This window comes from Phyllobacterium sp. P30BS-XVII, from assembly GCF_014138335.1.
Classification (GTDB): domain Bacteria; phylum Pseudomonadota; class Alphaproteobacteria; order Rhizobiales; family Rhizobiaceae; genus Phyllobacterium; species Phyllobacterium meliloti.
This window is the reverse complement of sequence record NZ_JACGXO010000001.1, coordinates 88,141-103,706: the sequence shown is the minus strand read 5'-3', so window position 1 is coordinate 103,706 and position 15,566 is coordinate 88,141. Positions and strand designations below refer to the sequence as shown.

The following is a 15,566-nucleotide window of genomic DNA, read 5'->3' as shown; positions in this document are numbered from 1 at the left end:
AATATTCTGTTAACCCTAACGGATCGTTAATGACGCCATGTTTGCAGGCGTAAATGCATAAAATTGACCTCAGGAGTAATCAATCATGTCTGCCGAAATCACCAAACAGAAGTCACCGGGCAGCAGGCCCGTCTGGTTCGTCCCGAAGGGTGGGTTGGAGGGCCTTGGACTTGATGCGGTAACGCTCGCCTGGGCCCATGCAAACGGGTTTGAAGGTCAGGCTGGCAGGCTGCTTGTTGTTCCCGGCGAAAAGGGTGAAATATCGGGCGCACTGCTTGGCACGGGCAAGGATGACAACCGGTTGGCCGCAGGCAAACTCGCACAGGCTTTGCCCAAAGGTGCCTGGCATCTGGCCGGTCCGGTTAACCAGCCGGATCTTGCAGCACTCGGCTTCCTGCTCGGCGGTTATAAATTCACTCGTTATGTGAAGAAGGACGATACGGAAGTCTCGCTTGCCTTGCCTGATGGCGCGGATAAGGCTGACGTCAAGCGGCAGGCAAGGGCGGTCACGCTCGCGCGCGATCTCATCAACACACCGACCAATGATATGGAGCCCGATGCGTTGGAAGCCGCTGTACGCAAACTGGGCGACGAGCACAAGGCATCTGTCGATGTCATCAAGGGTGATGCGCTGCTCAAGAAGAATTTCCCGATGATCCATGCCGTTGGCCGCGCCGGAAGTGAAGAGCCGCGCCTGATCGATCTGGTCTGGGGCAAGAAGGATGCACCGAAGGTAACGCTTGTTGGCAAAGGCGTCTGCTTCGATACCGGTGGTCTTGATATCAAACCAGCGAGCAGCATGCTTTTGATGAAGAAGGATATGGGCGGCGCAGCCAATGTGCTGGCACTTGCCAGCATCATCATGGATGCGAAACTGCCTGTTCGCCTGCGTGTTCTCATTCCAGCTGTCGAAAATTCCATTTCCGCCAATGCATTCCGGCCGAGCGATATCCTGACCAGCCGCAAGGGCATCACGGTTGAAATCGGCAATACGGATGCGGAAGGCCGTCTTGTCCTTGCCGATGCGCTGGCGCTGGCCGATGAGGAAGAGCCGGAAATCCTGATTGATATGGCGACCCTGACTGGCGCAGCGCGTGTTGCGCTCGGCCCTGATGTGCCGCCATTCTATTCAAACGACGAGACTTTCGCGGCTGATGTCGCCAAGGCTTCTGAAGCTGTAAGCGATCCGGTATGGCGCATGCCGCTGTGGCAGCCCTATGAGGCAAAACTTTCATCCCGCGTTGCCGATATCAACAACGTAACAACGGATGGTTTTGCCGGTTCGGTGACAGCGGCTCTGTTCCTGAAACGCTTTGTTGAAAAGGCCAGGGTCTGGGGCCATTTCGATATTTATGGCTGGAACCCGGTGGAAAAGCCGCATTCACCTGTTGGTGGTGAAGCGCAGGCCATCCGGGCCCTTTATCATCTGTTAAAGGCCCGTTTCCCGGCCAGCAAATAACGGTTCTTGGATCAGTGTCCGGCAGCGAGTTCTTCAAACGCTGTCGGATGCACCGGACCATGATTTAGTCTTTGGGCGATCTCAGCAGCACAATCCTCAGGGCTTTGTGCTGATGTGTCGACTTCCAGATCATAAATACCGGGATGATGAACAGCCTCCTGCCAGCGGAGCACGGCTGCCGGGACTGGCGCATCAACCGTTCCCGTCTCATATCGGCCATCACGGCCCGGCTGACCGGCATTGCGGCGCTGCATGATGACTTCGAGAGAACAGCGAACGCCGACAAACAGCACCGGCAGGCCACTCAAACGCCGCGCGCAATCGACGAGGATATGAAGCGGCTTTGTGTAGCTGTCGTGATGTCCGATATCGGCCACGACGTTCAGTCCGAGTCGACTATGCGCGGCAATGGATTCATAAAGGGCCGCATAGAAGACGGGAAGGAGCGGTTCGATATCTGGCCGTTCGCCGCCAGGACGCAATCCGATACCCGGTTGATAGCGCGGCGGTGTGATCCGCATCGTCTGGTCAACGCCCAGATTCATCCAGACACCGCTGAATGTTTCCTGAATGACCGCCGCAATGCTGGATTTTCCGGAGCGTGGCGCTCCGTTCAGGATAATGATTTGGCCATATTCCATCGAACACCTCGCTCTATGCAGACTCAATTTAACCCGACTTGCCGAACAAAATGAACAGCTTGCACTTACCGTGGCAGAGAATAAAATGATACGGAACCGAAATGATCTCGGAAGCCTCTTATGCAGATTGAACTCAAGCCGTTTCAGGCGCTGACATTGTGGAAGGAAATTGCCATCTCCGAAGTGCGGGATGATGCGCATGACCTGACAATGCGGCAATTGGCCGTGCTGCTGACTGTCTATCTGGAGCCGCCGCCGCATACGATCCGTGGTATGGCTGCAAAGCTTGATGTGACCAAACCGGTGATCACCCGTGCGCTTGACACAATGGGCGGTTATGGATTGGTGGATCGTCATCGTGATGAAAAGGACAAGCGCAATGTTCTCGTCAAGAGAACGGTAAAAGGTGCGCTCTATGTTGAAAAGCTCGGCGACCTTGTGATTGCCAAAGCAAAAGGATTACCCCTGTGACATTGGATAAACGGTTGAATGCATTCCGCCCCGATCTGGCGGATGAAAGTCTGCGCGGGCAGGTAGAGGCGGATCGCTTTGTTGAAGGCAAGCCCATGCGCATTTCCGATCCGGTGGTCGATGTGCGGGGCGAAGCGCGCGGCGATGCCGGTGTGACCACGCAATTTCTATTCGGCGATGATGTCCTGGTGTTTGAAGACAGCAATGGCTGGTGCTGGGTCCAGAACGAACGCGATGGCTATGTCGGCTATGTCGTCGATACCACGCTTGATCAACGTTATGACGAGCCAACCCATATCGTTATCGCACCACGCACCTTTGTCTATCCGGGTTCGGACCTGAAGTTCCCGCCGACCAATGCCTTGTCCATGGGATCGCTGGTCACGATAAAGGGCGGCGAGGAGCGCCGGGGCACGCTTTATGGTCTTTTGCCAAGTGGTGAGGCGATTATTGCCAAGCATCTCGTGTCCATTGATGAAGTCACTGACGATCATGTGGCCGTGGCCGAAACCTTGATTCACACCCCCTATCTCTGGGGCGGTGTATCTGGTTTTGGCATCGATTGCTCTGGCCTTCTGCAATTGTCGCTGCTGATGACCGGACAGTCCGCATTGCGCGACTCCGACATGCAGGCGGCTTCCATCGGCGAACTGGTGGAACCTGACGAACATTACAAAAATCTGAAACGCGGGGATTTTGTTTTCTGGAAGGGTCACGCGGCCATGATGGCCAGCCATTCCATGCTGCTTCACGCAAGCGGCCATACCATGAGCGTAACGCTTGAACCGCTGCATGATGCCATTGAGCGCATTGCCTATCTTTATGGCAAACCGACAGCGGTGCGGCGGTTGTAGTTTTCCGGCGGATTGCTCCGATATCTCTTTCCTCGTGGGCTCCCAGATACAGTGTGTTAGGCGACAACCCTCCCCACGTTGGGGGAGGGTAAGATGGTGCCTCAAGCAGCCGTCAATTCAGCCACACGCCTGAACGTTCCGATAATCTGCAGACACGCACGCGCGGCTTCCTGACCTTTGGTGAGGAAATGCTTGGTGAAGAACTCGATATGCTGTGTGTGCTCCTGAAAATGATGCGGGGTCAGCACGGCTGACAGCATCGGAACACCCGTTTCCATCTGTGCGGTGAGAAGTGCATTCACTACTGTTCCAGCGACGAAATCATGCCGATAGATACCGCCATCAACAACCAGACCTGTTGCGACGATTGCATCGTAATGCCCGGTTTCTGCCAGTTTCTTGGCCAGCAGCGGAATATCGAATGATCCCGGCACGTCATAGACGTCGAATCGTCCGGGGATCACGCCCTGACTTTTGAGTTCGCCTTCAAAGCCGACGCGGCATTGATCGACGATTTCCGAATGCCATCGGGCCTGGATAAAGGCGATGCGTGGTGCGGGATGTGGGGTATTGTTATTCTGGAACTGATCCATGTCTGTCTCCTTCGAGTTGACGTGAATCAGGGCACAACCAAAAATGCTCAGGGACTGCCTGACGGCAGCCCTTGCTTTCAGTTGTTCTCTTTCATCCGGACTATACCGTCGGCTTCGGAATTGCACCGAAATCTGCTGACCTTTCCGGCGAACCGGAAAGCGCTCGCGGGCTCGCACCTGACATCTTTCGACACCCAGTGATTACCGCCGGTGGGGAATTACACCCCGCCCTGAGAACACTTACGCGGGCAATCTATCCGAACAGCAGCGGCGGTCAAAGCCAAATTTTTCTAATACTGCGCTTGCCTGTCGACAATATTTTTCAAGGGCTCACCGCGCTCATAGGATTCAATCTGCGCGATGATCTCAGGAACAAGCGCTGATGGACTGGAGCTTGCCGCTGCGTGCGGCGTCACAATCACCTGCGGATGCGTCCACAATGGGCTATCCTTTGGCAACGGCTCCTTGTTGAACACATCAAGCGTGACAGCCGAGAGCATTCCGCGTTCGAGCGCCGCCAGAATATCCGCCTCGTTCTGCAAGCCGCCACGACCGGCATTGATCAGGCTTGGCGGTCCAAGAGGCCCATCGGTTTTCATCTGGGCAAACAGGCTCATGGAAAGGATATTCTTGGTCTCCGGCGTCAATGGCAGCAGGGACACAACAATATCGGCATCCTTCAGGAAAGCCTTCAACCCGTCAGGTCCATGGCGGCTGGTCACGCCTTCGACGGTCTGCGGCCGGCGGCTCCAGCCGCTCACCTTGAAGCCCAGCATGCGCAGCTTGAGCGCAGCATCGCGGCCAAGCACGCCCATGCCGAGAATGCCGACATTGACCTCATGGGCCGCGGGCTGGCGCCGGTCCTCATGCCAGACCTTGCCAGCCTGCTGCTGCCGGTAGCGCAGGCCGAGACGATGGTGATCCAGCACCTGCCAGACCACATATTCGGTCATGCGCATGGTAAGATCAGGCGAGACAATGCGAACGATCGGCACGTCAGGAATCCGGTCATCATGGAAAACGTGATCAACGCCAGCACCGAGCGAAAAAATGACTTTCAGGTTCGGCAGATCAGCGAGCGATCCGGGGCGCTGCTTCCACACCAGCGCATAACGGACTTTTTCCTTGTCCGTATCGGTGTTCAGCACGAGTTTGCGGGCAGGATCGTTCTTGGCAAATTCCGAGAGCCAGACTTCCGGGTCCCAACCCGTTACAGCCAGAAAAATCGTGTCGCTTGCACCGGTCATTCGCTTACTGCTCCCTGTTCGGCCGTTTCTATCCTGAAGGCCGCTGCCATCAGTGCTTTTGTATAGTCGCTCTTCGGATTAGCGAAGATTTCCTCCGACGGACCATATTCTACCGCCTTGCCATTGCGCATCACCAGCACATCATTGGCCAGCGCTTTCACCACTTTGAGGTCGTGGCTGATGAAAAGATAGGCCAGATTGTGCTTTTGCTGCAATCCGCGCAGCAGATCGACCACCTGTGCCTGCACGCTCATATCAAGCGCCGAGGTTGGCTCATCCAGCATGACAAAGCGCGGATTGAGCACCATGGCGCGGGCAATGGCGATGCGCTGGCGTTGGCCACCGGAAAATTCGTGCGGATAGCGGAAGCGGTTTTCCGGATCAAGATTGACTTCCCTGAGTGCCGCAACAACCCGCGCATCGCGTTCATCTGCCGATAGTTTCGGCTCGTGTACCGCAAGACCTTCAGCCACGATATCGGCAATCGACATGCGCGGCGACAGCGAACCGAACGGGTCCTGAAACACGATCTGCAATTCGCGCCGCAGGGGCCGCATCTGCTTGAACGAGAACTGGTTGATGTCCTTCTCGCCAAAGCGGATGACGCCTTGAGACGAAATCATCCGCGACAGGGCGAGGCCAAGTGTGGTCTTGCCTGAACCGGACTCGCCGACAACACCGAGCGTCTGCCCGGCGCGAATGGTGACATCGATACCGTCAACGGCCTTCACATGATCAACGGTACGGCGCAGGAAACCCTGTTTGATCGGGAACCACACCTTGACCTGTTCACCGCGCATCACAGGGGCGGCGGAAAGATCGGCGGAGGGCGGATTGCCCTTTGGTTCAGCGGCCAGAAGATGGCGCGTATATTCGTGCTGCGGGTTATCGAAGATTTCCTTTGTCGGTCCCGTCTCGACAATCTTGCCCTTGGTCATGACACAGACCCGGTCGGCAATCTTGCGGACAATGCCAAGATCATGCGTGATGAACAGCATCGACATGCCCTGCGCGTTTTTAAGGTCGGCAAGCAGTTGCAGAATTTGCGCCTGCACGGTCACATCGAGCGCCGTTGTCGGCTCATCGGCGATCAACAATTTCGGCTTGTTGGCGAGCGCCATGGCAATCATGACGCGCTGCCGCTGTCCGCCTGACAGTTGGTGCGGATAGGCATCAAGACGCTTCTCCGGCTCGCGGATACCCACTTCATTGAGGAGTGCCAGCGTGCGCTCCTTGGCAGCCTTGTCGCCCATGCCCTGATGCAGTTTCAGCACTTCAACGATCTGTTTCTCGATCGAATGAAGCGGATTGAGCGAGGTCATCGGCTCCTGAAAGATCATGGTGATGTCATTGCCACGCACGCGGCGCAGATCATCCTCGTCGCTATCCAGTAGGTCCTGCCCGTTGAACAGAATTTGACCCGAAGGGTGTGAAGCCGGTGGATAGGGCAGGAGCTTCAGGATCGAGAGGGCCGAGACTGACTTGCCGGAACCGGATTCGCCGACAAGCGCCACAGTCTCGCCTTGAGCAATGTCAAAGGAGATGTGATCGACCGCAATCGACTGGCGGCCATTCTGGGTGAAGGCGACCGAGAGGTCACGCACGGAAAGGAGAGGGGACGCACTCATTTGAAAGCCTTGCGCGGATCGAATGCGTCACGGGTCGCCTCACCGACAAAGATCAGCAGCGACAGCATCAGCGAAATAACGATGAAACCGGTGAGGCCAAGCCACGGCGCCTGCAGATTGTTCTTGCCCTGCGCGAGCAGTTCGCCAAGCGACGGCGAACCGGGCGGGAGGCCAAAACCGAGGAAATCCAGCGAGGTCAGCGTGGTGATCGAACCGTTCAGAATAAAGGGCAGGAAGGTCAGCGTCGTCACCATGGCATTGGGCAGAAGATGCCGGAACATGATGGTCCGGTCACGCACACCAAGCGCCCGCGCCGCATTCACATATTCAAAATTGCGGGCACGCAGGAATTCCGCCCGGACAATGCCGACAAAATGCACCCATGAGAACAGCAGCATGATCCCGAGCAGAATCCAGAAACCCGGCGGCAGGATCGATGCCATGATGAGCAGCAGATAGAGTGTTGGCACCGAGGACCAGATTTCGATGAAACGCTGTGCCAGAAGGTCAAGCCAGCCACCGAAATAACCCTGCAATGCACCTGCCGTCACGCCGATCACGGCTGAAGCCGCCGTCAGGATCAGGCCGAACAGAACGGAAATACGAAAACCATAAAGCGCACGGGCAAAGACATCGCGCGCCTGATCATCGGTTCCCAGAATATTCATATTGCCGAACGTGCAATTGGCGTCGTTCACCCCTTGGGGATAGCGTGCACAACGCTCCTCGGCCGTATAGAGCCAGAAGGGCTTTGACGGCGCCGTATCGGGAAGTTCATTATTGACGGTCCGGTAGGAATAGCGCACCGGCGGCCAGATGGCCCAGCCATTGGCCTTGATCTCGTCCTGAATGACCGGATCGCGATAATCCGTCACCGCATAGAAGCCGTTGAATTTTTCCTCCGGATAATCGACGAGTACCGGAAACAGGATTTCGCCCTTGTAGGAAACGATGATCGGCTTGTCATTGGCGATAAATTCGCCAAACAGCGAGCCAATGAACAGAAACAGGAATATCCACAATGCCCACCAGCCGCGCCGGTTGGCCTTGAAATTCTGCCAGCGCCGGGCGTTGAGCGGCGACATACGCGGACGGCGGATTGCGGCGGGTGCAGCTTGGGTGCCGATGGTCGTATCGCTCATCAGACGTCCCTCCGCTCAAAGTCGATACGCGGATCGATCCACGTATAAAGCAGATCGGAGAGAAGGCTGATCACCACGCCAACCAGCGCGAAGATATAGACCGTGGCGATGACGACAGGATAATCCCGGTTGATGATCGATTCATAACCGAGCAGTCCAAGCCCATCGAGCGAGAAAATCGCCTCGATCAGCAGCTGGCCGGTGAAAAAGATCGAGATGAACGCACTGGGAAACCCGGCGATGACAATCAGCATGGCATTGCGGAAAACGTGACCATAGAGAATCTTGCGCTCGGTCAGGCCCTTGGCGCGTGCTGTCGTGACATATTGCTTGCGGATCTCATCGAGAAACGAGTTCTTGGTCAAAAGCGTCGTCGTGGCGAAGGCCGAGAGCAGCATGGCTGTCAGCGGCAGGGCGATATGCCAGGCATAATCGACAATCTTGCCGAAGAAGGAGAGGTCGGCGAAATTGTTCGAGGTCAGACCGCGCAGCGGGAACCAGTCAAAGAATGAGCCACCGGCAAAAAACACGATGAGCATGATACCGAACAGAAATCCCGGTATGGCGTAACCGACAATGACAACGGCGCTGGTCCATACGTCAAAGGCAGAGCCATCCTTGATGGCCTTGCGGATGCCCAGAGGTATGGAAATCGCATAGGATATCAGCGTCATCCATAGCCCAAGCGATATGGAAACGGGGAGTTTCTCCTTGATGAGCTGCACCACGCTGATATCGCGGAAATAGCTCCGGCCAAAATCAAAGCGCAGATAGTTCCACACCAGAAGCCGGAAACGCTCCAGCGGTGGTTTGTCCAAGCCGAACTGCTTTTCAAGGCTGGCGATGAAAGCAGGGTCGAGGCCCTGCGCACCACGATATTTCGAATTGGCTGCCCCGGTGCCAAGCGATTCATTGGTCTGGCCAAAATCAGCCCCGCCACCGCCGATGCGGTCAAGTGCATTGCCGCCCTGACCGGTCAACTGACCGATAATGCGCTGCACAGGACCACCGGGCACGAATTGTACAATCACGAAGCAGACTAGCAAAACCCCGAACAGGGTCGGTATCATCAGAAGCAGACGCCGTAGAATATAGGCTCCCATTAAGACGGTGCTCCGCAGGGGAGGATCAGTTCAAAACTTGCCAATTGCCTTTGCCTTTGCTTCGTCACGCCACCATAGCGTTTCCACCGGAAAACCATAATCGGGCTTCGGCTCCTTGAAACCGAACATATCCCAATAGGCAATCAGGTGATTCGCACTATACCAATTTGGAATCCAGTCGCGTCTTATACGCAAGAGCCGATCGAGAACACGCATAATCGTGATCAGTTCGGCCCGAGACTTGGCCCCGCTCACTTTCTGGATCAGCGCATCCACGCTTGGATCGGCGAGGCCGGGAAAATTTGTCGATCCCGGAATTGCTGCGGATTTGGAGCCGAACATCGCCTGCAGGCTTTCCTCGGTCGGCGTCGGCCCCAGCGAATAGGCAGCGCCGATCATATCGAAATCGAAATCCTGCAACCGGACCTGATATTGCGTGGGATCAACCAGCCGCAACGACGCATTGATGCCGATAGCGTTGAGGTTGTTGATGAACGGCGTGGAAGACCGGGTGAACACTTCGGCAAAAATCAAAAGCTCAAGATTGAGCGGTTTGCCTTTGGAATCGGCAAATTTGCCATTCTGGCGGGTGAACCCCGCTGCTGTAATCAACTCGACGGCACGGCGCAGATTATCTCTGTCGCGCCCTGATCCATCCGATGTGGGCTGTAGGAGCGCATCACCGAAAATCTCCGGCGGCAGCGTGTCGCGCAGTGGTTCCATAATGACAAGTTCGTCCGGGGATGGTTTGCCTTCGGAGCGAAATTCCGACTTCTCAAACAGGGATTGCGAGCGGTTGTAGACGTCATAAAAAAAGTTCTTGCTGGTCCATTCAAAATCAAAGCAGAGCGCAATGGCTTCCCGCACGCGCTGATCCCGGAATTGCTCGCGGCGCTCATTGATTGCCCATGCCTGCAGAACTGGACGCTTTTCGCTTGAGAATTCGCGTTTCACCACGCGTTTTTGCTGAATGGCCGGAAAATTATATTCCGTCACCCATGTTTTCGCGACAGATTCAGTTCTCCAATAGATATCGCCTTTCTTGAAGGATTCGAAATCCGCCTGACGCTCGCGAAAAAACTCAATGCGGATGCGGTCAAAATGATTGGAGCCGCGCTGTACGGGCAAATCCTTTGCCCAATAATCCGGGACCCGTTCATATTCGATTGTCTGTCCGACAAGGATTGTTGCGGCACGATAGGCCCCTGAACCCAGTGGCGCTTCCAGTGTTGAGGTATCAAAATCGCGCGTCGCATACCAGGCTTTGGAAAAGATCGGTATGACAGCCGCTATATCGAGAATGGCGCGATCGGAATGCTTGCCGGAAAAGCCAAGACGCAGCGTATGGTCATCCTGCGCGACAATCTCTTTGAGTTCCGCCATCAGGACGATGAGATCGGGATGGCCCTTGGTCTTGAGCGTTTCATAACTGAATGCAGCATCATGTGCCGTCAGCGGCGAACCATCATGAAAACGCGCTTCTGGCCGCATCTTGAAGACAAATGTCTTTTTATCCTCGGAAACCGTCACAGTCTCGGCAACCAGCCCATAGACCGAATCAGGCTCATCGAGCGCTGATGTCATCAGGGAGTCGAAACACAGCTCGATACGGGGCGGCGCATCACCGCGCGCGCTGAAACCATTCAATGTGTTGAAGGTTTGCGGTGATTGATTGAAAAACCAGGTGCCCGGTGAAAAGCAGAAGGTGCCACCCTTCGGCGCATCGGGATTGGTATAGTCAAAATGGGTGAAATTCGCCGGATATTTCAGCTCGCCAAAGGCCGAAAGGCCATGCAGCGGCACGCCGGTTTTGACATCCGCGAGCGCAACGCGCGGGGCGAGTGCTGACAGCGCCGCCGCACTCGAATATTTCAGCAGGTCCCGGCGGTTGAGACGGTTCAGCATCATTGCGCCCGGGCTTTCAGAGCTTGTTCCTTGGCGGTATCGATCCACCATGAGAACATGTCGATGCCGAGATACTCCGGCTGCTTCTCTGGAATGCCGAATTTGTTCCAATAGGCAATGTCGATTGTATCCTTGGTCCATTGCGGGACAACGTAGTAGTTCCACAGGAGAACCCGGTCGAGTGCATGGGTTGCTGCGACTAGTTCGTCACGATCCTTGGCAAAGACCACTCGGTCGATCAGCTTGTCGATCGCCGGGTTCTTGATACCGCTATAGTTTCGGCTACCGGGAGTATCTGCAGCGGCGGAACTCCAGAAGTCCCGTTGTTCATTGCCCGGTGACTGAGTCTGCGGCGTGACAATCATCATGATGTCATAATCAAAATTATTCAGTCGATCGAGGTATTGGCTGTTGTCGACCACCCGGATGGAAGTCTGAATGCCCAGCCTGCGCAAGCTATCCATGAACGGCCCAAGTACACGTTCATCAGATGGATCATCCGCAAGAAACTCGATCGTCAATGGCTGCCCGGTCTTTGTGTTGACGAGCTTGCCGTTCTGTTGGTCGTAACCCGCCTCACGTAGCAGATTTACCGCGTGGCGCAGGTTTTCCCGAGCAGTCTGAGGGGTGTCATACACCGGAAGTTTGAATTCTTGGGTAAACAGGTTTTCCGGAACTTGTCCTCGGACTGTCTCAAGAATTTCCAGTTCTTTTCCTGTTGGCAATCCACTGGACGCGAGATCAATACCAGCAAAGTAGCTGTTGATCCTCTGGTATTGGCCAAAGAACAAATTCTTGTTCATGCTCTCAAAATCGAAGGCCCAGGTAAGGGCTTCGCGTACTTTCGGATCTTTGAACTTGTCGCGACGCGTATTGAGATAAAAGCCCTGCATCTTGCCGATTGAATGAAAGGGAAATCGCGCCTTGACGACATCACCTTTTGTCACGGCCGGGAAGGTGTAGTCCTGCGTCCATCTCCGGATCATATTCTCCTGCCTAAGATCGTTGTAGCCACCCTTCTTGAAGGCCTCCCAACTGGCAGTCACGTCCCTAAAATACTGGTATTGGAGACGGTCAAAATTGTAACGTCCGACATTCACCGGCAAATCCTTGGCCCAATAATCAGGAACCCGTGACCATATGATTGTCTTGCCCAGATCGACGCTTTCGATCTTGTAAGCAGATGAACCGAGCGGAATCTCGGTGGATGGCTTGCTGATATCGCGCTTCTTGCCGCTGGCATCAGCGGCTTCCCACCAATGTTTTGGCAGAACAACCAACTGACCCATAATGTTCGGCAGTTCCCGATTGCCCGGACTTGAAAATGTAAAGGTGACTTCACGCTCGCCTGTAATCTCCGCCTTGGCCACGTCGTGATAATATTTGTTGTAGAGCGGACTCTGTTTCTTCACCACGTCAAAAGACCAGACGACGTCATCGGCGGTGATGGGCGTACCATCATGCCATCTGGCCGCGGCATTGAGGCGGAACTTCACCCAGGCAAAGTCATCCGGATAGGCAACGGCGTCCGCGATAAGACCGTAGTTCGTGCTGCCTTGATCCGGAGAATCGCTCATCAGTGTATCGTAGAGAATTCCGCCGCCAAACCCGACCAGACCTGAAGCCGGGGTTCCCTGCACGACGTATGGATTGAGACTATCAAAGGTTCCAACAACGCTCTGATTAAGTGTCCCTCCCTTTGGCGCATCTGGATTGACATAGTCCAGATGCTTGAAATCCGCTGGGTATTTAGGCTCGCCGAGCATACTGACCGCATACCGCCATTCCGGCTCCGCAGCCCTCGCATTTGACAGGGGAGCCATCGCGGTGATGGCGAGGAGGGCGAGGAGGGCAACAAGCGGACGGAAGTGCAAATCAGGTCTCCACAATTTCTCTTTTCGTTCAGTCTAAGAGAAAATGCGGCAGAGAACAGGCCTTCAGCAAAAAAACACGCAGTCTTGATGGCGAGATCAGCCCGATACAAAAAAGCCGGGCACAAGGCCCGGCTTTCAGTGTTCTTTTGTTTGGCTTATTTCGCTGGGGCAGGTGCTGCGCCTTCAGCAGGCTTTGCGCCCTCGGCTGGCTGGTCGCCGCCCGCAGGTGCTGCGTCAGCAGCCGGAAGTGGTTTCGGACTATCGGAGAGCGTGCGCAGATAGGCGATCAGATCGGCGCGCTCATTGTCCTTCTTGTCGCCGGCAAAGCCCATGGCTGTGCCCTTGATATAGGCCTTTGGCGAGGTCAGGAAGTGGTTGAGATGGTCAAATGTCCACAGCTCCTTGCCGCCTTTCGAAAAATCCTTGATGGCGCCGGAATAGCTGAAACCTTCATGGGTGGCCATTGGACGATCAACAATGTCCCAAAGGTTTGGGCCAACCTTGTTTGCTCCGCCCTTTTCGCCGGTGTGGCAAGCCTGGCAGCGCTTGAAAACAGCCTCACCGCGTGTCGCATCGGCAGATGCCAGCAGTGTTGCAATCGGCACGGCAGCCGCAGCGGCCGGTGCGCCGGCTTCGCCTTCACCGCCAGCTTCCGCTGCCTGAATGATAAAACCGGGTTTTTCGGGCGCATGTGAATCAAATACGAAATCCGAAAGGATGCCCGCTGTCATGACAACGAAGACTGTTGCCAGAAACGCCATGGCATATTTGTTGAACGCGCTCGAATCCATTGTCGATCATTGCTCCTCTTGCGGAGGTTCTCATTATCTGGTCAATGCAAACAGCTGCATTTACTTGACGAGAGTCCCCTCGTGATCGCGCGGAAACTAGGTCTTTTGCTCAAGACTTGCAACACATATAAGGGCTGTTCTGCCTGAGACTTTTTGACACCGTAGGTTACTTGCGACGATGAAAACATTGACCCTGATTCCCGCCCGTATGGCCTCCACCCGGCTTCCCGGTAAGCCATTGGCCGATATTGCCGGAAAGCCGATGATCGTGCATGTGGCCGAACGCGCGCTCGCCGCTGGACTTGGCCGCGCTGTTGTTGCCACCGATAGTGCCGAGGTGAAGGCTGCAGTCGAAGCGCACGGACTGGAAGCTGTGATGACACGCAGCGACCACGAATCCGGTTCGGACCGCATCTATGAAGCGCTGCTGGCGCTCGATCCAGATGGCACTGTCGATGCCATTGTCAATGTGCAGGGTGATCTGCCAACCATTGATCCTGAACTGGTCAGGCGTGCCCTTTTGCCGCTGCAACAGGGGCCCGCCGATATCGCTACATTGTGTGTTGAAATCATCAGGGAAGACGAGAAGACCAACCCCAATGTCGTGAAGGTCGTGGGATCGGGTATTGGTGAAGGCAAAATGCGCGCGCTCTATTTTACCCGCGCGACAGCGCCTTATGGCAATGGCCCGCTTTATCATCACATCGGTCTTTATGCCTATCGCCGCGCGGCGCTGGAGCGCTTTGTCGGCCTCGGGCCTTCGCCGCTGGAACAGCGCGAAAAACTGGAACAATTGCGCGCGCTGGAAGCTGGCATGCGCATTGATGTCGAGATCGTTGATTCGGTGCCACTGGGGGTCGATACCCCTGAAGATCTCGAACGGGCACGTGATATTCTTACTTCCATAAAGGGCAATTGATTATGGCCAAGACCAACCGCATCTCCTTTCAGGGCGAACCCGGCGCTAATTCCGACACGGCGTGCCGGAACATGTTTCCGCAGATGGAACCGCTGCCATGCCCGACCTTTGAGGATGCGTTCAATGCGGTTGAGAGCGGTGCAGCCGATCTTGCCATGATCCCGATCGAAAACACGATTGCCGGGCGCGTGGCCGATATCCATCATCTTTTGCCGGAATCGCGCCTGCATATTGTTGGCGAGTACTTTCTGCCTATTCATTTCCAGCTGATGGTACTACCGGGTACCAAGCGCAGCGATATTGTCACGGTTCACAGCCATATCCATGCGCTGGGCCAGTGCCGCAAATATATCCGCAAGAATGGCTGGAAGCCGGTTATTGCCGGTGACACAGCCGGTGCAGCGCGGCTCGTTTCCGATGTGAAGGACAAGACAATGGCAGCGCTTGCGCCGCGTCTTGCCTCCAGCCTCTACGGTCTCGATATTCTGGAAGAGGATGTCGAGGACACCGAGAACAATGTGACGCGCTTCGTCGTTCTGACCAAAACGAAGAAATGGGCCCCGCGCAAGTCGGACGAACTCATGATGACGACCTTTGTATTCCGCGTGCGCAACGTTCCGGCCGCGCTCTATAAAGCCATGGGCGGCTTCGCCACGAACAGCGTCAATATGACCAAGCTGGAAAGCTATCAGATTGATGGCAAGTTCACGGCAACGCAGTTCTATGCCGATATTGAAGGACATCCTGACGACAAGAATGTCGCCCAGGCGCTGGAAGAGCTGGAATTCTTCTCGAAGGAAGTGCGGATTCTGGGTGTCTATCCCGCGGATACTACATTCCGTAGCTCGCAGAGTGATGAGTAGATAGCTGTTGGCCTCTGCTGCATAGCTATGGCTCGCCCTTCGACAGGCTCAGGGTGAGGGGCGCTAAATTCTGCGC

At 55.4% G+C, this 15,566-nt stretch carries 14 protein-coding genes and 1 riboswitch; of the genes, 5 read left to right on the top strand and 9 right to left on the bottom strand.

Annotated elements, in window-relative coordinates:
• Window positions 1-85 precede the first annotated feature (85 nt).
• Window positions 86-1,459: a leucyl aminopeptidase family protein gene (locus FHW17_RS00475; protein WP_182508989.1), complete on the top strand. Its 1,374-nt coding sequence runs from the start codon at window positions 86-88 to the stop codon at window positions 1,457-1,459.
• 11 nt (window positions 1,460-1,470) lie between these two features.
• On the opposite strand, the gene FHW17_RS00470 is transcribed toward FHW17_RS00475, so the two are convergent.
• Window positions 1,471-2,100 (bottom strand): chloramphenicol phosphotransferase, encoded by a 630-nt coding sequence (locus FHW17_RS00470; RefSeq protein WP_182508988.1) that lies wholly within the window; start codon window positions 2,098-2,100, stop codon window positions 1,471-1,473.
• 120 nt (window positions 2,101-2,220) lie between these two features.
• Between FHW17_RS00470 and FHW17_RS00465 the strand changes: the two genes are divergently transcribed.
• Window positions 2,221-2,571, top strand: a complete 351-nt coding sequence (locus tag FHW17_RS00465; RefSeq protein WP_112523363.1) for a MarR family transcriptional regulator — start codon at window positions 2,221-2,223, stop codon at window positions 2,569-2,571.
• Window positions 2,568-3,425 carry an NlpC/P60 family protein gene (locus FHW17_RS00460; protein WP_162730143.1) on the top strand — a complete coding sequence of 286 codons (858 nt, stop codon included), beginning with the start codon at window positions 2,568-2,570 and terminating at the stop codon, window positions 3,423-3,425. Before FHW17_RS00465 ends, FHW17_RS00460 begins: the two co-directional genes overlap by 4 nt.
• 101 nt (window positions 3,426-3,526) lie before the next feature.
• Here FHW17_RS00460 and FHW17_RS00455 read toward each other — a convergent pair whose 3' ends face one another.
• From FHW17_RS00455 to FHW17_RS00420, 8 genes are all read right to left on the bottom strand, one after another.
• Window positions 3,527-4,018, bottom strand: a complete 492-nt coding sequence (locus tag FHW17_RS00455) for a 6,7-dimethyl-8-ribityllumazine synthase (protein ID WP_112523357.1) — start codon at window positions 4,016-4,018, stop codon at window positions 3,527-3,529.
• A 79-nt stretch (window positions 4,019-4,097) separates the two neighbouring features.
• A riboswitch (FMN riboswitch) is annotated at window positions 4,098-4,260 on the bottom strand.
• A 48-nt stretch (window positions 4,261-4,308) separates the two neighbouring features.
• Window positions 4,309-5,265 carry a glyoxylate/hydroxypyruvate reductase A gene (locus FHW17_RS00450; protein ID WP_112523354.1) on the bottom strand — a complete coding sequence of 319 codons (957 nt, stop codon included), beginning with the start codon at window positions 5,263-5,265 and terminating at the stop codon, window positions 4,309-4,311.
• Entirely contained in the window at window positions 5,262-6,893 is a 1,632-nt protein-coding gene (locus FHW17_RS00445) for an ABC transporter ATP-binding protein (RefSeq protein ID WP_182508987.1), read from the bottom strand. Before FHW17_RS00445 ends, FHW17_RS00450 begins: the two co-directional genes overlap by 4 nt.
• On the bottom strand, window positions 6,890-8,035 hold the full coding sequence (locus tag FHW17_RS00440; protein ID WP_112523348.1) for an ABC transporter permease: 1,146 nt from the start codon (window positions 8,033-8,035) through the stop codon (window positions 6,890-6,892). The genes FHW17_RS00445 and FHW17_RS00440 overlap by 4 nt, the downstream gene beginning before the upstream one ends.
• Entirely contained in the window at window positions 8,035-9,138 is a 1,104-nt protein-coding gene (locus tag FHW17_RS00435; protein ID WP_091878596.1) for a microcin C ABC transporter permease YejB, read from the bottom strand. Before FHW17_RS00435 ends, FHW17_RS00440 begins: the two co-directional genes overlap by 1 nt.
• 30 nt (window positions 9,139-9,168) lie before the next feature.
• Window positions 9,169-11,046 (bottom strand): extracellular solute-binding protein, encoded by a 1,878-nt coding sequence (locus FHW17_RS00430; RefSeq protein WP_182508986.1) that lies wholly within the window; start codon window positions 11,044-11,046, stop codon window positions 9,169-9,171.
• On the bottom strand, window positions 11,043-12,866 hold the full coding sequence (locus FHW17_RS00425; protein ID WP_182509389.1) for an extracellular solute-binding protein: 1,824 nt from the start codon (window positions 12,864-12,866) through the stop codon (window positions 11,043-11,045). The genes FHW17_RS00430 and FHW17_RS00425 overlap by 4 nt, the downstream gene beginning before the upstream one ends.
• 206 nt (window positions 12,867-13,072) lie before the next feature.
• Window positions 13,073-13,708, bottom strand: coding sequence for a cytochrome c family protein (locus tag FHW17_RS00420; RefSeq protein WP_182508985.1), 636 nt, complete (start codon window positions 13,706-13,708; stop codon window positions 13,073-13,075).
• A gap of 178 nt (window positions 13,709-13,886) precedes the next feature.
• Between FHW17_RS00420 and FHW17_RS00415 the strand changes: the two genes are divergently transcribed.
• Together FHW17_RS00415 and FHW17_RS00410 are read left to right on the top strand one after the other, a co-directional pair.
• Window positions 13,887-14,627, top strand: a complete 741-nt coding sequence (locus FHW17_RS00415; protein ID WP_113095007.1) for a 3-deoxy-manno-octulosonate cytidylyltransferase — start codon at window positions 13,887-13,889, stop codon at window positions 14,625-14,627.
• Between the two features lie 2 nt (window positions 14,628-14,629).
• Complete coding sequence (locus FHW17_RS00410; protein ID WP_182508984.1) at window positions 14,630-15,490, top strand: prephenate dehydratase; 861 nt, start codon at window positions 14,630-14,632, stop codon at window positions 15,488-15,490.
• Window positions 15,491-15,566 lie beyond the last annotated feature (76 nt).